Source organism: Nocardia sp. CA-128927, from assembly GCF_050955855.1.
Taxonomy (GTDB): domain Bacteria; phylum Actinomycetota; class Actinomycetes; order Mycobacteriales; family Mycobacteriaceae; genus Nocardia.
The window spans coordinates 586,867-609,395 of the sequence record NZ_CP192087.1 but is presented as its reverse complement, the minus strand read 5'-3'; the positions used below and the strand labels follow the sequence as shown (position 1 = coordinate 609,395).

Here is a 22,529-nt window from a genome sequence, read left to right as displayed (position 1 = left end):
GATGGCCGCTGCACGCTTCGGCGAACCGATTCCTCAGCTCACCAACAGATCTCGGCCGGGGATGGCATCCAGCAGCCGCCGGGTGTACTCCTCCCGCGGGTTGTCGAAGACCTCCTCGGTGGAGGCCGCCTCGACCACCTTGCCGGTCTGCATGACCAGCACGTTGTCGGCGATCTGCCGGACAACGGCAAGGTCGTGGGTGATGAACACATACGACAGACCCAGCTCGGCCTGCAGATCGTTCAGCAACCGCAGGATCTGCGCCTGGACCAGCACGTCGAGCGCGGAAACCGCCTCGTCACAGACCACGACCTCGGGCGAGAGCGCGAGGGCCCGGGCGACGGCGACACGCTGACGCTGACCACCGGACAACTCGTTCGGGTACCGGCGCATCACGGTGGACGGCAGCGACACCTTCTCGAGCAACTCGCGAACCGTGGCCTCCCGCTCCTTCGGCGAGCCGATGTTGTGCGTGCGCAACGGCTCCTCGATGGTGCGGTAGATCGAGTACATCGGGTCCAGCGAGCCGTACGGATCCTGGAAGATCGGCTGCACCCGGCGCCGGAACGCGAAGGCGCTCTTGCGATCCAGCTTCGCCACTTCCTTGCCGTCGAACACGACCTTGCCCGAGGTCGGCTCGAGCAGGCCCAGGATCATCTGCGCGACAGTCGATTTGCCCGAACCCGATTCGCCCACGATCGCGGTCGTGGTGCCACGCCGCAGCCGGAACGAAACATCCTGCACCGCAATGAAGTCCGTCGATTTCCACGGCGCGTTGCCGCGGATCTTGAAGGCCTTGGTGAGGTTGTCGACGACAACGACGTCATCCGGAACAGTGGCCAATTCGGTATCGGCCGCCGCGATCTGCTCGGCGACCTGCACCGCCTGCTCGCGAATCTCGATGCGCTGCTTCACCGAAGACAGCCGCTGCGAGGCGAGCGAGGGTGCGGAGTTCACCAGCCGCTTGGTGTACAGATGCTGCGGTTCCCGCAAAATCTGCAGTGCCGGACCGGATTCCACCACTCGGCCGCGATACATCACCACCAGATGCTCCGCACGTTCGGCGGCGAGGCCGAGATCGTGCGTGATCAGCAGCACCGCGGTACCGAGCTCGTTGGTCAGGCCCTCGAGGTGATCGAGGATCTGGCGCTGCACGGTGACGTCGAGCGCCGAGGTCGGCTCGTCGGCGATCAACAGCTTCGGGCGGCAGGCCAACCCGATGGCGATGAGCGCACGCTGACGCATACCACCGGAGAACTCGTGCGGATACTGGTTCACCCGCCGCTCGCCGTCGGACATGCCCGCTTCGTGCAGCAGCTCGATGGCCCGCTGCTTGGCGGCCTTGCCCTTGGCGATCCCGTTGGCCTCCAACGTCTCCCGGATCTGGAAGCCGATCTTCCACACCGGGTTCAGGTTGGACATCGGGTCCTGCGGCACCAGCCCGATGCCGCTGCCACGGATCGCGACGACGTCCTTCTTGGACGCCTTCGCGAGGTCCTTGCCGTCGAACATGATGTTGCCGGAGGTGACCTGCCCGGTGCCGGGCAGCAGGTCGATGATCGCGTGCGCCGTGGTGGACTTACCCGAACCGGATTCGCCCACGATCGCGACGGTCTGGCCCGGATACACCGAGAGGTTCACATCGCGGACCGCGGGGATCTTCTTGCCGTCCGAGGTGAAACAGACGTTGAGGTCTTTGATTTCGAGCAGGGGCGACTGTGCGCTGCGAAACTCGCTCATCGCTTCCTCGCCTTCGGGTCGAGAGCGTCGCGCACGGCGTCGCCCAGCATGATGAAGCTCAGCACGGTGAGCGCCAAAGCCGCCGAGGGATAGAACAGGATCGCAGAGGTGCGAATCTCCTTCTGCCCGGAGGCGATATCGGCGCCCCACGACACGATGGTGCGCGGCAAACCGACGCCGAGGTAGGACAACGTCGCCTCGGTGACGATGAAGACGCCGAGCCAGATCGTGGTGACCACGATCAGCGGGCCCGCCGCGTTCGGCAGCACGTGCCGAATCAGCGTGCGTATTCGGGAAACGCCCAATGCCTTTGCCGCCGTGACGTAATCACTGTTCTTCGCCTGGATCACCGCGCTGCGTGCGATCCGGGCCGCCTGCGGCCAGGTGAACCCGGCGAGGATGACGATCACGGTCCAGATGGTCCGCGAATCGAGCAGCTGCATGATCACGATCGCGGCCAGCATCAGCGGGATCGCGTAGAAGATCTCGGCGACGCGGGACACGACCGAGTCGAGGAAGCCACCGTAGAAGCCGGCCAGCGCGCCGAGCACACCGCCGATCAGCACGAAGGCGATCGTTGAGCCGACCCCGGCCATCACCGAAGCCCTTGCGCCGTACACGGTTCGGGCGTAGATGTCGCAGCCCTGCTTGTCGAAGCCGAACGGATGACCCGCGCCGCGCGGATTCATGCTGAAGTCGCCGTTGCAATACCGGGGATCCTGACTGGTGAACAGGCCGGGCCAGATCACCACGACGAGCACGAACAGGATCATCAGCGCCGCGACGATGAAGATCGGGTTGCGCCGCAGCTGCCGCCACGCGTCATACCAGATGCTGCTCGGCGAGCCCTGGTCGACGACCATGTCGGTGGCGAGCACCTCGACCTCGTCGGGCGGCGCGACGAAGTAGGTCTGCCTACCCCGGGCCGCACTCTCCGCGAGGTCGATTCCTTGTCCTTTGTCGAGGTCAGGCATAGCGGATCCTCGGATCGAGTGCGGCGTAGAGCAGGTCGACGATCAGGTTCGAGACCAAGAAGATGATGATCAGAACCGTGACGAACGAGACGACCGTCGGCGGTTCGCCTCGGGTGATCGCCTGGTACAGCGTGCCGCCGACGCCGGGAATGTTGAAGATGCCTTCGGTGACGATGGCACCGCCCATCAACGAGCCGAGTTCGGCGCCGAGGAAGGTGATCACCGGGATCATCGAGTTGCGCAGGATGTGCACGGTCACCACGCGGCGCCTGCTCAACCCCTTCGCGGTCGCGGTGCGTACATAGTCGGCGGACATGTTCTCCGCCACCGAGTTCCGGGTCAGTCGCAGCACGTAGGCGAACGACAGCGACCCGAGCACGAACGCCGGGACAAGCAACTCGGTGAAACTCGCCTTGCCTGTGACGGTCACCGGCGCGATCCCCCACTTCACGCCGAGCAGGAACTGCGCGAGGAAGCCGACCACGAAGATCGGCACTGCGATCACGATCAGGCTGACGACCAGCATGGTCGAGTCGAACAGCTTGCCCTTGCGCAGGCCGGCGATCAGGCCGAACGCCACGCCGAACACGGCCTCGATGACCACCGCCATGGCGGCGAGCTTGATCGTGATGGGGAAGGCGCGAGCCAACTCCGCGCGCACCGGCCTGCCGGAGAAGGCGGTGCCGAAGTCGAACGTGACAATGCCCTTCAGATACAGCAGATACTGCATGATGAAGGGCTGGTCGAGGTGGTACCGCGCGCGGAGCTGGGCCTCCACCGCGGGGGTCATCGGTTTGTCGCCGGCGAGCGCGTGAATCGGATCGCCGGGGACGAGGAATACCAGGGCATAGATGAGCAACGTCGCCCCGAGGAACACGGGGATCATTTGAAGCAGACGCCGCACGATATACCAGGCCATTTTCGCCTCCTGGGTTCAGTGATGAGCCGCGCCGCGCGGGGCGGCGCGGCTCACCAGCGGCTACTTCTCGATGTTTTCGAACGCGAACAGGCCGTTCCAGGCCAGTGGCGCGGTCTGCACCTTGTCCGACCGACCGGCGGACGCGATGTAGTCGAGCACCGGGATGTCGGCCATCTGCTGCAGCATCATCGTCTGCGCCTGCGCGACGATCTTGTAGGACTCCTCCTGCGTCGGCGCGGCCAGCGCGGCATCGAGCAGCTTGTCGAACTCCGGCACCTTCCAGTCGACGTTGTTGGTCTCGGAGTAGCTGTAGTACTGCGAGGTGAGGAACTGCAGCATGGTCGGGTAGTCGCCCTGCCAGCCGTAGCGGAACGCCTTGCCGATGGTCTTGGCGTTCACCTCATCGCGGATGTTCTTGAAGGTCGGGTACGGGAAGCCGATGGACTCGATGCCGAGCGTGTTCTTGATGCTGTTGGCAACGGCTTCGATCCAGGCCTGGTGGCCGCCGTCGGAGTTGTAGGCGATCTCGTAGCGACCCGACCACGGGGAGATGGCGTTGGCCTGGGCCCACAGCTTCTTCGCCTCGTCGGGGTTGTACTTCAGGAACTCGGAGCCGGGCAGGCTGCCGTTGAAGCCGGGCAGCGAGGCGGAGGTGAAGTCACGCGCGGGCAGCCGGGTGCCGTGGAAGATGTTCTCGCAGATCTGCTCTCGGTTGATCGCCATCGAGAGGGCCTTGCGGCGCAGCACGCCTTCTTCGCCGCCGAAGTGCGGAACGTTGGTCTGGATGCCGATGTGCTGGTTCTGCGCGGTCGGCTTGGTGATCGCCCGATCGCCGAGATCATTCTTGTAGGAGGTGATCGCGCTGTCCGGGATGGTGTCGAGGGTGTCCAGGTTGCCCGCGATCAGATCGGCGTATGCGGTGTCGTAGGACTGGTACATCACGAAGCGCAGGCCCTTGTTCTTGGGCGCGCGGCCACCCTTGTAGTCCGGGTTGGGCACCAGGTCGATCTGCACGTTGTGCTGCCAGGCGCCGTTCTTCGCGAACTTGTACGGGCCGTTGCCGATCGGGTTCTCACCGAACGCCTTGATGTCCTTGAACGCCGCCTCGGGCAGCGGGTAGAACGGCGCGTAGCCGAGCTCGGTCTCGAAGTCGATGGAGGGCGACTTGAGCGCGACGGTGAAGGTCTTGTCGTCGACCACCTTCAGCCCCGACAGGGTCTGCGCCGTCGGCTTCTCCGCCGACACCTCGTCGAACCCGACGATCGGGGAGAACACGTAGCTCTGCAACTGAGCGTTGGTGCCGAGGGCGCCGTAGTTCCAGGCGTCGACGAACGACTTCGCGGTCACCGTCGTGCCGTCGGAGAACTTCCAGTCCGGCTTGATGGTGATCGTGTAGTTCTTGCGGTCGGTCGTCTCGATCTTCTGCGCCATCTCGTCGTGCGCGACGCCGTCAGCGTCGTAGTACTTCAGGCCGGCGAACAATCGGTCGACGACGCGGCCGCCCATGTTCTCGTTGGTGTTGGTGGGCACCAACGGGTTCTGCGGCTCACCACCGTTGGTGGTGACGATGCTCGCGTCGGCACTGTCGTCCGACGAGCATGCGGACAGTCCGAGGCTGGTAGCCAGCAGGGCTGCCGCAGTCAGCGCCATTGCTCTGTTGAATCTCAACGCGTTCTCCCGATTTCGAAAAGGACGGAACCTGTGGCACGCGCATGAGGTCACCAGGCGCATGCCGGCACAATCCGCCTTGGGTGTCTCGCAGATTAACCACAAGTACGGCCCTTGTCACCGTATTGACCAAGGTTCGTTCCACTTGTTACCAATCCGGCAACATGGTCGAAACACGAAAAACATCGCGCGAAAATGGCCCAACGACCGGAACATTGCCTCCGTAGAGACCGTCCGGTGTGTCCGGGCCGGGCCGCTCCGTTGCGGATTACGCGACGGCGCGACGAGACCGAAACCCGGTGGAAACACCGGACGCGGCGTAGGTCACAGTTGATTACTGTCGAACTTGCTGCGTTTGAATCGTGAGCTCAGGCTACGTGGAAAGAAGATACGAGATGACCGAAACCGCCGACCACAGGGACTCGTACCCGCCGAGCGCGGAGTTCGCGGCCGCGGCGAACGCCGATGCCGCGCTCTATGAGCAGGCGTCGGCCGATCGTGACGCGTTCTGGGCCGAGCAGGCGAGTCGGTTGCACTGGCATCAGCCGGCGAGTCAGGTGCTGGACTGGAGCGACGCGCCGGTGGCGAAGTGGTTCGCCGACGGCAAGCTCAATGTCGCCTACAACTGCGTCGACCGGCACGTGCTGGACGGGCACGGCGACCAGGTCGCGATCCACTGGGAGGGCGAGCCGGGCGACTCGCGCGCGGTCACCTACCGCGAGCTGCTCGCCGAAGTCAGCCAGGCCGCGAACTACTTCACCGAGCTCGGCCTGGAAGCGGGCGATCGCGTCGCCATCTATATGCCGATGGTGCCCGAGGCCATCGTCGCGATGCTGGCCTGCGCGCGGCTCGGCCTCACCCACTCGGTGGTGTTCGCGGGCTTCTCGCCCACCGCGCTGCGCCAGCGGGTCGACGACGCGAGCGCCCGGCTGATCATCACCACCGACGGGCAGTGGCGCCGCGGCAAGTCCGCCCCGCTCAAGGAGGCGGTGGACGAGGCGCTGTTCGCGAACGGCGACGTGCCGCACAGCGTCGAACACGTAATCGTGGTGCGCCGCACCAACATCGAGGTGCCGTGGACCGACGGCCGCGACCTGTGGTGGCACGAGACGATCGCGCAGGCGTCCCCGGAACACGAGGCGCAGCCGTTCGATGCCGAGCATCCGCTGTTCATCCTCTACACCTCCGGCACCACCGGAAAGCCCAAGGGCATCCTGCACACCTCGGGCGGATACCTGACCCAGGCGTCCTACACCCACCACACCGTCTTCGATCACAAAGCGGGACAAGACGTCTACTGGTGCACCGCCGACATCGGCTGGGTCACCGGGCACAGCTACATCGTCTACGGGCCGCTGTCCAACCGCGCCACCCAGGTGGTCTACGAGGGCACGCCGAACTTCCCGGACGAGCACCGGCATTGGCAGATCGTCGAAAAGTACGGCGTCAGTATCTATTACACGGCGCCGACGCTGGTCCGCACGTTCATGAAGTGGGGCCGCGAGATTCCGGCCGCGCACGATCTGTCCAGCATCCGGCTGCTCGGCTCGGTGGGCGAGCCGATCAACCCGGAGGCCTGGCGCTGGTACCGCGACGTGATCGGCGCGGGCAAGACGCCGATCGTGGACACCTGGTGGCAGACCGAGACCGGCGCGATCATGATCTCGCCGTTGCCCGGCGTCACCGCGACCAAGCCCGGTGCGGCGATGGCCGCGCTGCCCGGTATCTCGGCGCTGGTCGTCGATGAAGAGGGCAAGCCGGTGCAGCGCGGTGAGACCGAGGCGAACGGTTACCTCGTGCTCGATCAGCCGTGGCCGTCGATGCTGCGCGGCATCTGGGGCGATATGGAGCGGTACCGGGCCACCTACTGGGAGCGCTACGCCGAGCAGGGCTGGTACTTCGCCGGTGACGGCGCCAAGCTCGACGCCGACGGCGACCTCTGGGTGCTCGGCCGGGTCGACGACGTGATGAACGTGTCCGGCCACCGGATCTCCACCGCCGAGGTGGAATCGGCGCTGGTCGGGCACTCCGGCGTCGCGGAGGCCGCGGTGGTCGGCGCCAGTGACGAGACCACCGGTCAGGGCATCGTCGCGTTCGTCATCCTGACCGCCGAGGCCAAGGACACCGGCGCGGCGCTGGTCGACGAGCTGAAGGCGGAGGTGTCGCGCGAGATCAGCCCGATCGCGCGGCCGCGGGAGATCCACGTGGTGCCCGAGCTGCCCAAGACGCGCAGCGGCAAGATCATGCGCCGGTTGCTGCGCGACGTCGCCGAGGGCAGGGAACTCGGCGACACCTCGACGCTGGTCGATCCCAACGTCTTCGAGGCGATCCGGGCGACCAAGGCGTAGCCCGAACCGATAGGCGAGGCAGTTTAGGGCCGGTGGCGTGATTCGTCACCGGCCCTACCCGTTAGGATTGCGTAAGGTGTGCCGGGAAGTCTGGTCGGCATGCGATCGCGTACCTGACAGCCGAATCGCTGAACGGCGTGGTCGCAGCGTTGACCGACCCTGCCGAAAGGTTCCCCGTGATCACGCAAGTGCGCTCGGAACTGTCCCGCTATCTCCGGACCGAAACAGTCGGCGGTGCAATCCTTCTCATCGCGGCCGCCGCGGCGTTGCTGTGGGTGAATTCGCCCTGGGGCGACAGCTACGTGACGATGACGCACACGACGCTCGCCATCCCGCCGCTACACCTGGACCTCACGCTGGCCGAGTGGACCGCGGACGGCCTGCTCGCCGTCTTCTTCTTCGTCGCCGGACTGGAACTCAAACGCGAACTCGTCGTCGGTGAGCTGGCCGACCCCAAACGGGCCGCGCTGCCGATCATCGCCGCGGTCGGCGGCGTGGTCACCCCGGCGTTGATCGCCCTGGTTGTCGGCCTCGGTGTGCCGGGGATGGACCGCGGCTGGGCCATTCCGGTGGCCACCGATATCGCGTTCGCGCTGGCCGTGCTGGCCATGACCGGTTCGCGCATCCCGGCGAGCGCGCGGGTGTTCCTGCTCAGCCTCGCCGTGGTCGACGATCTGATGGCCATCATTCTGATCGCCATCCTGTTCACCACGACGCTGGCCCTGCTGTGGCTGTCGGTCGCCGCGGCCTGCTTCGCGGGGTGGGCGCTGGCGCAGCACAAACGGATCAGCACGCCCTGGCTGTACGTCCCGCTGGCGCTGGTCGCCTGGTACGCGCTGCACGAGGCGGGCATCCACCCGACGCTGGCCGGCGTGGCGCTCGGGCTGCTCACCAGGGTGCGGCCCGACCCCGGTGAAGAGGAAGCGCCGGCCACCCGGTTGGAGCATCTGATCCAGCCGATCTCGGCCGGGCTGTGTGTGCCGCTGTTCGCGTTGTTCGCCTCCGGAGTTCCGTTGGACGGCAAGGTGTTCGGCGAGCTGTTCAGCGACAGGCTGGCGCTGGCCATCATTCTCGGGTTGTTGCTCGGCAAGACCATCGGAATCTTCGGGATCAGCTGGCTCGCAATCCGGTTCGGTATCGCGAAGCGCCCGGCCGGACTGGGCTATCGCGACATGTTCGCCCTGTCGGTGCTCGGCGCGATCGGGTTCACCGTTAGCCTTCTGGTGGCAGAACTCGCGCTGGCCGACGTCGGAGACGGCTCCGAAGTCGAATTGGCGAAGGCCGCTGTGTTGGTCACATCAATGGCGGCGTCGCTCGCCGGTTCGGCGCTACTGTTGCGACGTGGGCGTGTCCATCAGGCGCGGCGGGACGCTCGTGCGCTACAACGAGAAGAGTGAGGCGGAAGCAGTGCCTGGACAGGGAGAAGGGTCTACCAAGTGAGTTTCACAAACGGCGGTAACGGGAACGACGCACAGCGCGGTCGTACGGTGACCTCCATTCCCTTGTCCGACGCCAATCCCAGCGGTAGCGCCAGCTTCGGCACGCTGGTGCGCGACGCCACCGAACAGATGTCGACCCTGGTCCGCGCCGAGGTCGCGCTGGCCAAGGCCGAGGTCACCGGCGAGATCAAGAAGGGGCTGCAGGGCAGCGTCTACTTCATCCTCGCGCTGACCGTGCTGCTGTTCAGCACGTTCTTCTTTTTCTTCTTCCTCGGCGAACTGCTCGACGTGTGGCTGGCCCGCTGGGCGGCGTTCCTGATCGTGTTCCTGCTGATGATCGTCGCGACCGCGTTGCTCGCCTTGCTCGGCTATCTGCGGGTGAAGAAGCTGCGCGCGCCGGAGAAGACGATCGACTCGCTCAAGCAGGCCCGCGCGGTGCTGCCGCACGGGCTCGGGGCTTCCGCCCACGGCGATCCCGTCTCGCTGCAAAAACCCGCTTCGTAACCGCTCGCTCGCGCGCGGATACCCCGAACTACTAGGCTGCATCGGCGTGTCGTCGCACCATATTCCGGATCCGTCCAGCGTCCGTTTCGACGGCCCATGGGCGCATCGGGACGTTCATGCCAACGGCATCCGCTTCCACGTCGTCGATGCCGCTCCCGAGCGCACCGATGCACCGCTGGTCGTGCTGTTGCACGGCTTCGCCGACTTCTGGTGGTCCTGGCGGCATCAGCTGACCGGGCTCGCCGAACTCGGCTATCGCGCGGTGGCCGTCGACCTGCGCGGCTACGGCGACAGCGACAAACCGCCGCGCGGCTACGACGGCTGGACCCTGGCCGGCGATATCGCCGGGCTCATCCGCGCGCTCGGCTACACCGACGCGACGCTGGTCGGGCATGCCGACGGCGGTCTGGTGTGCTGGGCGACCGCGGTGCTGCAACCCCGGTTGGTCAGTTCCATCGCGGTGGTGAGTTCACCGCATCCCGCCGCGCTCAAGAGCGCGGTGCTGCGCAACCGGCACCAGCGCGCGACCTGGCTGCCCAACTTCCTGCGCTACCAGCTGCCCCGCTACGGCGAGCGGCTGCTGACCACCCATGACGGCTTCGAGGTCGAGCGGATGCTGCGGCAGCGGGCGAGCGGATCGTGGTCCGGCACCACCGAATTCGTCGACACCGCGCGCCGGATGCGCTCGGCCATCCAGATTCCCGGCGCCGCGCACTGTGCGCTGGAATATCAGCGCTGGGCGTTCCGTAGCCAGTGGCGTCCGGACGGCCGCCGCTTCATGGCCACCATGCGCGAACCCATCCGTATCCCCGTCCTCGCCATGCGTGGCGACCTGGACCCCTATGTGCTCACCAGCACCTTCCGCCGCGGCCAGCATCTCTCGCCGGACCGCCGCCTGGCCACCATTCCCGGCGCGGGCCACTATGCCCACCAGGAGAACCCGGACTTGGTGACCGCCGAGCTGGCGAAGCTGCTCGCCTAGATCCGGGCCGCATCCGTTTCTGACGGATACGCCCCGGACCGCGAATCAGCTGAGCACGCAGGCGCCGGTGCCGACCGGGACGTTGGACCCGGATGCGGCGTCCAGCTGGGCGCGTACCTCGGCCAACGTGAGTACGTAGCCGGTGTCGTCGTCGGTTACGGCGGCGCCGAAGACGACGCCGAGCACCTCGCCCGACGTATCCACCAGTGGCCCACCGGAGTTGCCCGCGCGGACCCGGCCGCGCACGGTGTAGACCTCACGCTCCACGGTTCCGTCGCGGTAGATCGTCGGACCGGTGAGGTCCAACGTCTCCCGAACACGGGCCGCGCTGGCCGTGTACGGACCACCGCCGGGGTAACCGAGCACGATGGCACTGTCACCCGGCCGCGCGGCCGACGGCGCCTGCGGCACCACCGGGGCGGTCAGTCCGGGCACCGCGAGCACCGCCACGTCCGTGGACGGATCGAACAGCACCACGTTCGCCTCCAGCGGGCCACGCGAGGTGTCCACCTTCACGCTGGTGGTGCCCGCGACCACGTGGGCGTTGGTCATGATCCGTTCGGGGGCGATCACGAAGCCCGAACCCTCCAGCGCGCGCTGGCAACTCGGTGCGACGCCGCTGATGCGCAGCACGCTGTCGCGCAGCGAGGCGGCGACCGGGCTGGACAGCACGCTGCCGTCCGGCGGTTCGACCGCCGCGATCGGGGCGCGGCCGAAGGGGCCGATCACGTCCGGCAGGCCGGAGGTGTTGAGCAGCTTGGAGAACTCGTTGGGCAGGCGGCGCAACCAGTTCGGCGCGACGTCGTTGACGTCGGTCAGCACCCGCGAACCGTTGATCGCGGTGGCGATCGACGGCTGCGACGCGGTGGCCAGCGGCAGCGCGAGCAGCCACGCGGTGACCAGCACGGCCACCGCCTGCAGCACGGCGCCGACCACGCTGTCCACGCTGCGGGTGAACGGATGTCGCATGCCGCCGCGCGCGGCGCGGCCGAGCACCATGCCCGCGACCTCGCCGATGATCACCAGCAGCACGATCAGCGCCACGCCGGTGAGCACCCTGGTGCGGCCCTCGTCGACATGGATCAGGATGTGCGGCGCGATCAGGATGCCCGCGACCGCGCCGAGCACCACACCGAGGAACGCAAGGGCCGATGCCACCGCACCCTGTCGCCATCCCGAGGAGGCGGCCAGCAGCGCGAGAAGTACAACCGCGATATCGAGCCAAGCCGAGGTGCTCACGACTCCACCTCGCTAACGCTCGGCTCCGTCGTGCGCCCCAGCGCGCTGTATCCGCGATTCGCTCGCTGACGCTCGCTCATAAGGTCATCCCCACGTCGGCAAGGGCGGTCTCTAGGTCACGAACATCCTGATGATCCCAATCTTGTTCCCAGCCAGCGGCTTTGAAGATTCCGGCGAGGATGCCGCCGGTGAGACCCCAGACCAGCATGCCGTCCACCTGGAAGGCGGGGCTCTGGTAGCCGAGGCTGCCGCGGACCAGGAAGCGGTTCGCCGGATCGAGCAGGTCGGCCAGCGGCACGCGCACCACCCGTTCGGTCTCGCTCTCGTCGACCACCCCGACCTCGCTCGGCATGCGCCAGTAGGCAACTACGGGTGTCACGTCGAAACGCGACGGCGGCACGAACAACTTCGGCAGCACCGCAAGGGGTTCCACGCCGGAACGATCGAGCCCGGTCTCCTCGCACGCCTCGCGCAACGCGGTGTCGATCGGTCCGGTGTCACCCGGATCCACCGCGCCGCCGGGGAACGCGATCTGGCCGCGATGCTGGCGCAGCGTGGCGGCGCGCTGGGTGAGCAGCACCTCCGCGTCGGCGGGCAAGCCGCCCGATGCGTCGGGGTCGGCTTCGGGCGATCCGCCGAACAGCACCAGGACCGCCGCCTGCCGCGGCGTCGCGGTGAGGGCCATGGCGCGACGCAGGGTGCGCGCCAGCGTGAGGGTGTCCGACGTGTCCGACGCGGGCTCGGAGGCTTTGCTCAGCCACTTCGGAATGTCTTGCGGCACAGGGATGGTCACGCGGCCACCCCCAGCTCTTGGGCGACCGTGTTCGCGATGTCGTCCACCCCGGCGAACGCGCGCACCTCGACCCGCGCGACCGAGCCGTCGGCCCGCACCAGCAGCGAAATCGGTAGCACCGCGGGGGCGCCGACGGCGGTGCGCACGCGCGCGTCGGCATCGAGCACACCGGGGAGTTTCACGTTCAGTCCAGTCAGCCGTGAAATTGCCTTGGCCTCATCAGGGTCGCTGTGCACGGTCAGCACGGTAATCGCGTTTCCGGCGCGCTGGGCGAACTGCTGCAAATACGGCAATTCTTGCGCACACGGTCCGCACCAGTAGGCCCAGAGGTTCAGCAGCGCAGGCTTACCCGCCAGCGCGGCGGCCAGGTCGACGCGCCCGCCGTCGGCCAGGCAGTCGACGCTGATCCCGGCCAGCGGGCCGGACCCGGCGCTACCCGGCGCGGGTCGCGGGCACGCCGCGAGGTTCGCGGCGAGACGTTGCTGCTCGGATACCCCGGCACTCATCCGTGCCTGCTGTCCGTTGTCCGCCGAGGTGTCGGTGTCCCGGCCCCGCGGCCACAGGGCGGCCGCCAGCGCGACCACAGCGATCAATCCCGCCAGCGCCCATCGCCAGGCAACCGGGAGTTGTCTCACCGGCCCACCAGCTCGAGCAGATGCTCCCGCTCCGGACCCTTCACCAGCTCGGCCGCCGTGTCCGGGTCGGTGGGCCCGGCGCCGAACGACGGGCAATCCTTGGCCAGCACGCAGACCCCGCAGGCCGGTTTGCGGGCATGACACACCCGCCGGCCGTGGAAGATCACCCGGTGCGACAGCATCGTCCAGTCTTTGCGCTCGATGAGCTCGCCGATGATGTGCTCGACCTTCACCGGGTCTTCCTCGGTGGTCCAGCCCCAGCGCCGCACCAGGCGGCCGAAATGCGTGTCGACGGTGATGCCCGGCACGCCGAACGCGTTGCCGAGAATGACGTTGGCGGTCTTGCGGCCGATCCCGGGCAACTTCACGAGTTCGTCCATGGTGTGAGGCAATTCACCATCATGGTGTTCCAGTAGCGCCTGACCGAGGCCGATCAGCGAGCTGGCCTTGTTGCGGAAGAAACCGGTCGAGCGGATGTATTCCTCCAGCTCGGCACGGTTCGCCTCGGCATAGGCACGCGCGTCCGGGTACTTCGCGAACAGGGCGGGGGTGGTGAGATTCACCCGCACATCCGTGGACTGCGCGGAAAGTATTGTCGCGACCGCCAATTCAAGCGGATTCGTGAAGTCCAGCTCACAATGCGCATCCGGGAAAGCATCCGCCAATGTCCGATTCATTCGGCGCGCTCGACGAACTAGTCCGAGTTGAGTTTCCGCCTGTCGCGCGCGGGATTTCCGTTTCGGAGCGGCGACCGGGCCGGGTTGCGCATCGGTCGCCTCGGGGGCGGACGCACGCCCGTTCCCGGCGGCTGTGGAGGGGGTGACACGCACCTGTCCACCATACGGAACCATCGGCGAACGTTGCCCGTCCAGTTCGGTTGCCGTGTTCCATCTGAGACCTAGACCGTGTTTACTCCTCCGTATGCAAGGACTCGCTGTGGTGCTCTTCCCAGTGCTGTTGATGCTGTTCGCACTGGGTATGGAGCGGGTCGAGAACCGGCTCCGCAAACTTCTCGAACCCGACGAAGAGGTTCAGCAGTACCTGGACAAAGCAAGCAACGCAGAAGTGAAAGAGCTGACGAGACTCGGCCTGCCAGCGGCCGTTGCCCGGATGCGTAAACGCCGCGCCCGCGGCGAAGAGCTGGATGTGGCACGGGCAAGCTGACGCGTGACCGACAGACCTGGCGGCTAGAGCTGGGGTAACCGTAGAGGTGCCCGCGAATGCCAAGATCAGAAACTGGTACGGTTCTTCGCTGCGCCACGCAATCCACACGTTACGTGGTGTCTGTCACTACGCTGTCATCATGCCGCGTAGACTGCGCTGTTGGCCGAGTCGCTTTCGGTCCAGTACAGAGCCATTTCCCATAAGGAGCACATAAGTGGACGAGGCCCTCGCCAGAGCAGGCATCTTCCAGGGCGTCGAGCCCACTGCGGTGGCCGCCCTCGCCAAGCAATTGCAGCCGGTGGATTTTCCGCGCGGCCACGTCATCTTCAACGAGGGTGAGCCAGGAGATCGGCTCTACATCATCACCTCGGGCAAGGTGAAGATCGGCCGCAGATCCCCGGACGGCCGGGAGAACCTGTTGACCATCATGGGCCCGTCGGACATGTTCGGCGAGCTGTCGATCTTCGATCCGGGCCCGCGGACCTCCACCGCGACCACGGTGACCGAGGTTCGCGCCGTCACCATGGACCGGGACGCCCTGAAATCCTGGATCGACCAGCGGCCCGAGATCGCCGAGCAGTTGCTCCGCGTGCTCGCCCGGCGCCTGCGTCGTACCAACAACAACCTGGCCGACCTCATCTTCACCGACGTCCCCGGCCGGGTCGCCAAGGCGCTGCTGCAGCTCGCACAGCGGTTCGGCACCCAGGAGGCCGGTGCGCTGCGGGTCACCCACGACCTGACCCAGGAGGAGATCGCCCAGCTGGTCGGCGCCTCCCGCGAGACCGTGAACAAGGCGCTTGCCGACTTCGCGCACCGCGGTTGGTTGCGGCTGGAGGGCAAGAGCGTGCTCATCTCCGACTCGGAGCGGCTGGCGCGCCGCGCGCGCTGACCCTCTACCAGACCGAACAACACGCTGGGCTCCTAGCTCCTAGAGCCCAGCGTGTTGTCGTGTTCGGAGCCGGCGCGAATCAGCCTTCGGCGCGCAGGTATTCCAGCTGCGCCTGTACCGAGCTGCGCGCGGCCAGCCACAGTCGCTTGTCGACATCGGCGTAGACGCGACGGACGACCGCCATCGCGCCCGCGTTCGGGCCCAGCACCCGCAAGGCCTCGCGGACCTGATCGAGGCGTTCCCGCCGGTGCGTGATGTAGTACCGGGCCACCGGTTCGAGATCGGGATGGTCCGGGCCGTGCGCGGGCAGCAGTGCCTTGCCCGCGCCGATTTCCACCAGTCGGTCCAGCGAGGCGAGGTAGTCGGCCAGCGTTCCGTCGCTCGAATCGAGCACGGTGGTTCCGCTGCCGAGAATCGTGTCACCGGTCAGCACGGCGTCGTCGAGCACGAAAGTCGTCGAATCACCGGTGTGGCCCGGCGTGGCCACGACCGTGATCCGCAGACCGGCGGCCTCGATCACCTCGCCGTCGACCAGCGGTGCGTCCGAACCGCGCAGGAACTCGGTTTCCTTGGCGCGCACCGGGGTTCCGGTCAGCTTGACGAGGTGATCGATGCCACCGGTGTGATCGTGATGCCGATGGGTGATCAGTGTGAGGGCGATATCGCCCCCGGTGACCTCGGCGATCTTGGCGCCGTGCGCCTTGTCCTTCGGACCGGGATCGATCACCACACAATCCGATCGGCCCGGTGCGCGCAGGATCCAGGTGTTGGTGCCCTGCAGCGTCATCTGGCCCGGGTTGTCCGCCAGCAGCACCGCTGCCGTCGGGGTGACCTGCCGTAGTTGTCCGTACGCGGGATGAGTCAGCGTCATCGATGTACCCCAGTCGATCGAATCCCAGTCCGGGACCTTTGGTTCAACGCACCTCTACGATGATCTCTACTTCAACGGGGGTGTTCTTCGGCAATTCCGACACGCCCACCGCGGAACGCGCATGTACGCCCGCGTCACCGAAGACCTCGCCGAGGAATTCCGACGCGCCGTTGATGACGATCGGCTGGTCGTTGTATCCCGGTGCGGAGGCGACGAATCCGACCACCTTCACGACACGCACCACCGCGTCGAGCCCGACCAGATCATGCACCGCCGCCAACGCGTTGAGCGCGCACAGTTGCGCGGCGTCCTTGGCCTGCTCGGTGCTCACCTCGGCGCCGACCTTGCCCGCCACGGTCAGCTGACCGTCCGCCATCGGCAGCTGGCCGGAGGTGTAGACCAGCGAGCCGGTGCGAATCGCCGGGATGTAGGTGGCCACGGGCGCCACGACCGGAGGCAGGGTCACTCCGAGCTTCGCGAGATTGCTCTCCCACTCAGTCACTGCGGTCATTCCCCTTCTCCTTTACTTCGGGCGCTTGAGGTAGGCGACGTGCTGCTCGCCGGTCGGGCCGGGCAGCACCGACACCAGCTCCCAACCGTCGGCGCCCCACTGATCGAGAATCTGCTTGGTCGCGTGCGTCAACAGCGGCACGGTCGCGTACTCCCATACGGTCGCTTCACTCATGTGGGTGAGCGTAGCTCTGTCTAATTTGCGGCGCCTGCGGCGCCTGCGGCACCGCGTGTTCGCGGCCCCCGGGTGTCTCGCGTCCGAGCAGCCGAGATTCGCGCCTGCGGCGCATGCACTTCGGCCACTCGGACGCGAGACGGGCCGCGAACGGGAATGCTCGATCTCGCTTCGCTCGAAACCTGTGCACTACCGAGTACTCCGATGTCGGATTCACCGGCGGCACGAGGTGAACCTCTCCATGTTGCCTATGGCGCAACCAGCCCGCTGTCTGGTACAGACACACGCCCTGGACCAGGCACTAGGCGGATCCCTCGGGCGCGATCTCAGAACGGGTTATAGGCTCGCGAGCGTGGGAGTACCAACAGCAGTGCCTCTTTCGGCGGAGCCGGGACTGGAAACAGGGTGGCCGAAGCGTGCGGAAAAGGCCCGCTTGCACTATGTCTCCGGAAAGGGAGGCACGGGCAAGTCCACGGTGGCCGCGGCGCTCGCCTTGGCGTTGGCCGCGGGTGGGCGCCGGGTGCTGTTGGTGGAGGTGGAGAGCCGGCAGTCGATTGCGCAGCTGTTCGATCTGCCGCCGCTGCCGCCGACCGAGACCAGGATCGCCACCGCGGACGGTGGCGGCGAGGTGGTCGCGCTCGCGCTCGACATCGAGCACGCGTTCCTCGAGTACCTGGACATGTTCTACAACCTCGGCTTCGCGGGCCGGGCGATGCGCCGGATGGGCGCCATCGAATTCGTCACCACCATCGCGCCCGGTCTGCGTGACGTCATCCTGACCGGCAAGATCAAGGAGACCGCGGTCCGGGTGGACAAGGCGGGCAAGCGGGTCTACGACGAGATCGTGGTGGACGCCCCGCCGACCGGCCGGATCGCCGGCTTCCTCGACGTCACCCAGGCCATGCTGGAGGTCGCCAAGGGCGGGCCGATCGCCTCGCAGGCGGAGGGCGTTTCGAAGCTGCTGCACTCGGACCAGACGATGATCCACCTGGTCACCCTGCTCGAGGCGCTGCCGGTGCAGGAGACCGCCGACGCCGTCGCGGAGTTGAAGGCGGCGGATCTGCGCATCGGCACGGTGATCGTGAACCGCGCCACCGAGGGCCAGTTGCCGTCGGAGCTGCGCGCCAAGGCCGCGCAGGGTGACGTCGACACCGATGCTATCCGGGCCGGTTTGGCCGCGACCGGAATCACCCTGTCGGACAATGACTTCCAAGGCTTGGTCACCGAAACCATCGAGCACGCAGCGACTTTGCAGGCGCAGGACGACAGCGCCGCCGAGCTCGCCAAGGTCGACGTGTCCCGGCTGTATCTGCCCGCCCTGCCGGAGGGCATGGACCTCGGCGGCCTGTACGAACTGGCCGAACATCTCAGCACACAGGGGGTCCGGTGAGTACTCCGATTGTGGCTGCGCCACTTGATGTTTCGGACATCATCAACGATCGGACCGCGAAGGTGGTGGTCTGCTGCGGCTCCGGCGGTGTCGGGAAGACGACCACCGCGGCGGCGATCGCGTTGCGTGCGGCGGAGCAGGGTCGCAAGGTGGTCGTTCTCACCATCGATCCGGCCCGGCGACTGGCCCAGTCACTCGGTGTCGCCGATCTCGGCAACACCCCGCAGCGGGTGCCGCTCGGCCCGGAGGCCAAGGGCGAACTGCACGCGATGATGCTGAACATGCGACGCACGTTCGACGACATGGTGCTCGAACACACCAGTCCCGAGAAGGCCGAGCAGATCTTCGCCAACCCGTTCTACCAAACTGTCGCGTCCTCGTTCGGCGGGACGCAGGAGTACATGGCGATGGAGAAGCTCGGGCAGCTGGCCGGGCGCAAGGAGTGGGACCTGATCGTGGTCGACACTCCCCCGTCGCGCAACGCGCTCGACTTCCTCGACGCACCGAAGCGGCTCGGAAACTTCTTGAACGGCAGGATGATCCGGGTCATCATGGCGCCGGGTCGCGGCGTCACCCGACTGGTCACCGGCGCGATGAGCCTGGCGGTGCGCGGGGTGTCCACCATCGTCGGCGGGCAGATGCTCAAGGACGCGTCGAACTTCCTGCAGTCGCTCGACTCGTTGTTCGGCGGCTTCCAGGATCGAGCGGACCGCACCTACGCGATGCTGTCCAAGCCGGGCACGCACTTCCTGGTGGTCGCCGCCGCCGAGCCGGACGCGCTGCGCGAGGCGTCGTTCTTCGTCGACCGGCTCTCCACCGAGCGGATGCCGCTGGCCGGCCTGGTGCTCAACCGGACGCATCCGGCGCTGAGTTCGCTGTCGGCCGATCACGCGTTGACCGCGGCCGAGCAACTGGCCGACGGTGATCCGCTCACCTCGGCCGTACTGCGCATCCATGCTCGGCGGGTCGCCACCGACAAGCGCGAACAGCATCTGCTGCACCGGTTTACCGGCGCGCATCCGCGGGTACCGATCGTGGCGGTGACCGCGTTGCCGTTCGAGGTGTCGGATCTGGAGGCGCTGCGCGTGGTCGGCGATCAACTCACCGGCAACCGAGCATCTGCTTGATACATAGATGCATTGGCTATCGCACACCGAAGTAATTGCGCTTTAAACGGAACTGAGCCCGCGTCAGCAGGCTCAGTTCCGAACGGCTACCGGGGCTACATTGCCACCTGATGCTGGCGCTGGGCCTGGAAGAAGTCGGCCCAGGAGGTCACCTCGGGATGCTGCTTAAGCAGCGCACGACGCTGCCGCTCGGTCATACCGCCCCACACACCGAACTCCACTCGATTGTCGAGAGCGTCAGCACCACACTGCATCAGCACCGGGCAGTGCCTGCAGATCGTCGCGGCTTTGCGCTGCGCAGCCCCGCGGACGAACAACTGATCGGGATCCACTTCCTTGCATCGGGCCTGGGCTACCCAGGCGATCCTTGCTTCGGCCTGCTCCACGTCCAATCGAGCGATGGGGGTTGTCATGTGCATTTGGTGTGCCCCTTTGCAGTCCGAACACCGGGTCAACGGCGCTCCAGAATCGCGTGTCAGCGTCGCAGCAACCCAAACCCCGCTGCGCTCTGCACCACATTCCACTTTGAGTGTTAGCTCTATCACACTGGGTTCTCAATCTAGGTAAAGGTATGGCCCGAGCGCAAGACCGCCCCCGGAATTTTTGGTACGTCCGTCCCTGCAAAATGCCGCGAGCGGCGGCAGGTCCGGCACATTCGCGGCGCGCCGTCCCGCGACACGCCAGACTCGCCCCCGCGACACGCCCAATCGCTGATGCGAATCGCCTTCGGGTAAACGCACGGAAGAGCGCTCGGAGCCCACCCCGTAGGCTGGGGTTCGTGCCGATCACACAAACGCTCGCGAGGCTGGCCGGCAGCTGCGCGCTGGCCGCCGTGCTCGTCGCCGGGTTGATGTTCCCGCTCGCAGGTGGCTTCGGATTCGTCTCGAACCGAGCCGCCGACGCCGTGGACAACGTGTCCTCGGAGTTGGTGGAGGGCACCGCGCCTGCCGTCTCGACCATGGTCGACGCGAGTGGCACACCGATCGCCTGGCTCTACGAGCAGCGCCGCTTCGAGGTTCCCAGCGACAAGATCTCCAACGACATGAAGCTGGCGATCGTCTCCATCGAGGACCGGCGCTTCGCCGAACACGAGGGTGTGGACTGGCAGGGCACGTTGCGCGCGTTCCTGACCAACACCAGCAGCGGCGAGGTCCAGCAGGGCGCGTCGACGCTCGACCAGCAGTATGTGAAGAACTTCCAGCTGCTCGTCGTGGCCAAGACCGACGCCGAACGCCGGGCCGCCATCGAGACCACGCCCGCCCGCAAGATCCGCGAGATCCGGATGGCGCTCACGCTGGATCGCGAGCTGACCAAGGACGAGATCCTCACCCGGTACCTGAACCTGGTGCCGTTCGGTAACTCCTCCTACGGCATCCAGGACGCCGCGCAGACCTACTTCGGCGTCGACGCCTCCGAGTTGAACGTGTCGCAGGCGGCGATGCTGGCGGGCATGGTGCAGAGCTCCTCCAAGCTCAACCCCTACAGCAACACCGAGGGCGTGCTGGCCCGGCGCAACACGGTGCTGGACACGATGATCCAGAACATCCCCAGCCGCGCCGAGGAGTTCCGCGAGGCCAAGACCAAGCCGCTCGGCGTGCTGCCGGAGCCGAAGGGCCTGCCGCGCGGCTGCATCGCCGCCAACGACCGCGGCTTCTTCTGCGACTACGCCGTCCAGTACCTGGCCAACGCGGGCATCAGCAGGGAGCAGATCGACAAGGGCGGCTACCTGATCAAGACCACGCTCGACCCGGCCGTGCAGGACTCGGTGAAGCGGTCGGTGACCGACGCGGCCAATCCGAACCTGGACAACATCGCCCAGGTCATGTCGGTCGTCGCGCCCGGCCAGGACTCGCATCCGCTGCTCGCGATGGCGAGCAGCCGCACCTACGGCCTGAACCGCGACGCGAACGAAACCGTGCAGCCACAGCCGTATTCGATGGTCGGTGACGGCGCGGGCTCGATTTTCAAGATCTTCACCACCGCCGCGGCCATGGAGAAGGGCCTCGGCATCAACGCCCAGCTCGATGTGCCGTCCCGCTTCGAGGCCAAGGGCATGGGTAACGGTGGTGCGCGCGGCTGCCCGGTCGCCACGTACTGCGTCGAGAACGCCGGCAAGTACAAGTCGCCGATGTCGGTGACCGAGGCGCTGGCGACCTCACCGAACACCGCGTTCGTCAAGCTCATCCAGGCCGTCGGCGTGACGCCGACCGTCGACATGGCGGTCCGGCTCGGCATGCGGTCCTACACCGAGGCGGGCAGCTCGGGCCACGGCAACCAGAGCCTCGCCGACATGATGAAGGAACAGAACCTCGGTTCGTTCACCCTCGGCCCGGTCGCGATCAACCCGCTCGAACTGTCCAATGTCGCGGCCACGCTCGGCTCCGGCGGCAAATGGTGCCCGCCGAACCCGATCAAGGAGGTCGTCGACCGCCTGGGCAAGCTGGTGCCGCTCACCCAGCAGGCCTGCGAGCAGGTCATCGAGCCCGGCCTGGCCAACACCCTGGCCAACGCGATGAGCAAGGACGACATCAGCGGTACGGCGGCGGGCGCCGCCCAGTCCGCGGGCTGGAACGCACCGCTGTCCGGCAAGACCGGCACCACCGAGAGCCACCGCTCGTCGGCCTTCGTCGGCTTCACCAACTCGCTGGCCGCCGCCACCTATGTCTACGGCGACAGCCCGACGCCCGGCGAGATCTGCTCGTTCCCGCTGCGCAACTGCGGCGACGGAAACCTGTTCGGCGGTAACGAACCCGCGCGGACCTGGTTCAACTCGATCAAGCCGGTGCTGAACCGTTTCCCGCCGCCCGGGCTGCCGCCGCTGGACGACAAGTACGTCCGCGGGTCGAACAACGCGCAGGTGCCGGACGTGGCCGGGATGACCCAGGGCCAGGCGACCGGGGCACTGGTCGGCGCGGGCTTCCAGGTGACACCGGTAACCGGTCCCGGCGCTCAGGCCAAGGGCACCGTGATGGGGACCTCGCCGAACGGATCCGCGATCCCCGGTTCGGTGATCACGCTCTACATCAGTGACGGCACCCAACGGGCCGCGCCACCGCCGGGCCCGCCGCCAGGGCCACCGGGGATCCCGGGGCTGCCGCCGCCACCGCTGCTGCCGCCCATCCCGATCCCCATACCCATCCCACGCTGAGCAAAGGGGCCGCG

21 protein-coding genes are annotated in these 22,529 nt (G+C 66.9%); 9 read left to right on the top strand and 12 right to left on the bottom strand.

All coding sequences use genetic code 11. The features are described from left to right. Nucleotides 1-33: 33 nt before the first annotated feature. From ACQPW1_RS03000 to ACQPW1_RS02985, 4 genes are read right to left on the bottom strand one after another with little or no spacing between them, the layout of a single operon-like run. Nucleotides 34-1,740, bottom strand: coding sequence for a dipeptide ABC transporter ATP-binding protein (locus ACQPW1_RS03000; protein WP_433661252.1), 1,707 nt, complete (start codon nt 1,738-1,740; stop codon nt 34-36). Next, nucleotides 1,737-2,714, bottom strand: a complete 978-nt coding sequence (locus ACQPW1_RS02995; protein WP_433661251.1) for an ABC transporter permease — start codon at nt 2,712-2,714, stop codon at nt 1,737-1,739. The genes ACQPW1_RS03000 and ACQPW1_RS02995 overlap by 4 nt, the downstream gene beginning before the upstream one ends. Beyond that, entirely contained in the window at nt 2,707-3,633 is a 927-nt protein-coding gene (locus ACQPW1_RS02990) for an ABC transporter permease (protein ID WP_433661250.1), read from the bottom strand. The genes ACQPW1_RS02995 and ACQPW1_RS02990 overlap by 8 nt, the downstream gene beginning before the upstream one ends. Before the next feature lie 60 nt (nt 3,634-3,693). Further along, complete coding sequence (locus tag ACQPW1_RS02985; protein WP_433665117.1) at nt 3,694-5,283, bottom strand: peptide ABC transporter substrate-binding protein; 1,590 nt, start codon at nt 5,281-5,283, stop codon at nt 3,694-3,696. 413 nt (nt 5,284-5,696) lie between these two features. Here ACQPW1_RS02985 and acs point away from each other — a divergent pair, with 413 nt between their 5' ends. The 4 genes from acs (at nt 5,697) to ACQPW1_RS02965 (ending at nt 10,574) form a co-directional block, all read left to right on the top strand. Next, complete coding sequence (gene acs / locus ACQPW1_RS02980; RefSeq protein WP_433661249.1) at nt 5,697-7,649, top strand: acetate--CoA ligase; 1,953 nt, start codon at nt 5,697-5,699, stop codon at nt 7,647-7,649. 179 nt (nt 7,650-7,828) lie between these two features. Continuing rightward, nucleotides 7,829-9,046, top strand: coding sequence for a Na+/H+ antiporter NhaA (gene nhaA / locus ACQPW1_RS02975; RefSeq protein ID WP_433665116.1), 1,218 nt, complete (start codon nt 7,829-7,831; stop codon nt 9,044-9,046). Nucleotides 9,047-9,085: 39 nt separating this feature from the next. Next, on the top strand, nt 9,086-9,592 hold the full coding sequence (locus tag ACQPW1_RS02970; protein ID WP_433661248.1) for a phage holin family protein: 507 nt from the start codon (nt 9,086-9,088) through the stop codon (nt 9,590-9,592). A 46-nt stretch (nt 9,593-9,638) separates the two neighbouring features. Beyond that, the gene (locus ACQPW1_RS02965; protein ID WP_433661247.1) at nt 9,639-10,574 is read left to right on the top strand and encodes an alpha/beta fold hydrolase; all 936 of its coding nucleotides are present in this window, start codon (nt 9,639-9,641) and stop codon (nt 10,572-10,574) included. 45 nt (nt 10,575-10,619) lie between these two features. On the opposite strand, the gene ACQPW1_RS02960 is transcribed toward ACQPW1_RS02965, so the two are convergent. From ACQPW1_RS02960 to nth, 4 genes are all read right to left on the bottom strand, one after another. Next, nucleotides 10,620-11,813 carry a MarP family serine protease gene (locus ACQPW1_RS02960; protein ID WP_433661246.1) on the bottom strand — a complete coding sequence of 398 codons (1,194 nt, stop codon included), beginning with the start codon at nt 11,811-11,813 and terminating at the stop codon, nt 10,620-10,622. A 76-nt stretch (nt 11,814-11,889) separates the two neighbouring features. Continuing rightward, nucleotides 11,890-12,606, bottom strand: coding sequence for an NUDIX hydrolase (locus ACQPW1_RS02955; RefSeq protein WP_433661245.1), 717 nt, complete (start codon nt 12,604-12,606; stop codon nt 11,890-11,892). Then, complete coding sequence (locus ACQPW1_RS02950; RefSeq protein WP_433661244.1) at nt 12,603-13,241, bottom strand: TlpA family protein disulfide reductase; 639 nt, start codon at nt 13,239-13,241, stop codon at nt 12,603-12,605. Before ACQPW1_RS02950 ends, ACQPW1_RS02955 begins: the two co-directional genes overlap by 4 nt. Then, the gene (gene nth, locus ACQPW1_RS02945) at nt 13,238-14,071 is read right to left on the bottom strand and encodes an endonuclease III (protein ID WP_357379819.1); all 834 of its coding nucleotides are present in this window, start codon (nt 14,069-14,071) and stop codon (nt 13,238-13,240) included. Before nth ends, ACQPW1_RS02950 begins: the two co-directional genes overlap by 4 nt. 106 nt (nt 14,072-14,177) lie before the next feature. Between nth and ACQPW1_RS02940 the strand changes: the two genes are divergently transcribed. Beyond that, complete coding sequence (locus ACQPW1_RS02940) at nt 14,178-14,405, top strand: hypothetical protein (protein ID WP_014981184.1); 228 nt, start codon at nt 14,178-14,180, stop codon at nt 14,403-14,405. A gap of 214 nt (nt 14,406-14,619) precedes the next feature. Beyond that, nucleotides 14,620-15,294 carry a Crp/Fnr family transcriptional regulator gene (locus tag ACQPW1_RS02935; RefSeq protein WP_011206875.1) on the top strand — a complete coding sequence of 225 codons (675 nt, stop codon included), beginning with the start codon at nt 14,620-14,622 and terminating at the stop codon, nt 15,292-15,294. 79 nt (nt 15,295-15,373) lie between these two features. Here the strand turns inward: ACQPW1_RS02935 and ACQPW1_RS02930 are convergent, their stop codons facing one another. From ACQPW1_RS02930 to ACQPW1_RS02920, 3 genes are read right to left on the bottom strand one after another with little or no spacing between them, the layout of a single operon-like run. Beyond that, on the bottom strand, nt 15,374-16,165 hold the full coding sequence (locus tag ACQPW1_RS02930) for an MBL fold metallo-hydrolase (RefSeq protein WP_433661243.1): 792 nt from the start codon (nt 16,163-16,165) through the stop codon (nt 15,374-15,376). Nucleotides 16,166-16,208: 43 nt separating this feature from the next. Beyond that, the gene (locus ACQPW1_RS02925; RefSeq protein ID WP_433661242.1) at nt 16,209-16,676 is read right to left on the bottom strand and encodes a RidA family protein; all 468 of its coding nucleotides are present in this window, start codon (nt 16,674-16,676) and stop codon (nt 16,209-16,211) included. A 12-nt stretch (nt 16,677-16,688) separates the two neighbouring features. Further along, nucleotides 16,689-16,850, bottom strand: coding sequence for a DUF4177 domain-containing protein (locus ACQPW1_RS02920; RefSeq protein ID WP_150400783.1), 162 nt, complete (start codon nt 16,848-16,850; stop codon nt 16,689-16,691). A 370-nt stretch (nt 16,851-17,220) separates the two neighbouring features. Here ACQPW1_RS02920 and ACQPW1_RS02915 point away from each other — a divergent pair, with 370 nt between their 5' ends. Both ACQPW1_RS02915 and ACQPW1_RS02910 read left to right on the top strand, forming a co-directional pair. After that, nucleotides 17,221-18,240: an ArsA-related P-loop ATPase gene (locus ACQPW1_RS02915; protein ID WP_433665115.1), complete on the top strand. Its 1,020-nt coding sequence runs from the start codon at nt 17,221-17,223 to the stop codon at nt 18,238-18,240. Continuing rightward, nucleotides 18,237-19,367: an ArsA family ATPase gene (locus ACQPW1_RS02910; RefSeq protein WP_433661241.1), complete on the top strand. Its 1,131-nt coding sequence runs from the start codon at nt 18,237-18,239 to the stop codon at nt 19,365-19,367. The genes ACQPW1_RS02915 and ACQPW1_RS02910 overlap by 4 nt, the downstream gene beginning before the upstream one ends. 95 nt (nt 19,368-19,462) lie before the next feature. Here ACQPW1_RS02910 and ACQPW1_RS02905 read toward each other — a convergent pair whose 3' ends face one another. Further along, a complete protein-coding gene (locus tag ACQPW1_RS02905; protein ID WP_014981178.1) occupies nt 19,463-19,786 on the bottom strand; it encodes a WhiB family transcriptional regulator in 324 nt (107 codons plus the stop codon). A gap of 359 nt (nt 19,787-20,145) precedes the next feature. Between ACQPW1_RS02905 and ACQPW1_RS02900 the strand changes: the two genes are divergently transcribed. After that, nucleotides 20,146-22,515 carry a penicillin-binding protein gene (locus ACQPW1_RS02900; RefSeq protein WP_433661240.1) on the top strand — a complete coding sequence of 790 codons (2,370 nt, stop codon included), beginning with the start codon at nt 20,146-20,148 and terminating at the stop codon, nt 22,513-22,515. The last annotated feature ends 14 nt before the right edge of the window (nt 22,516-22,529 follow it).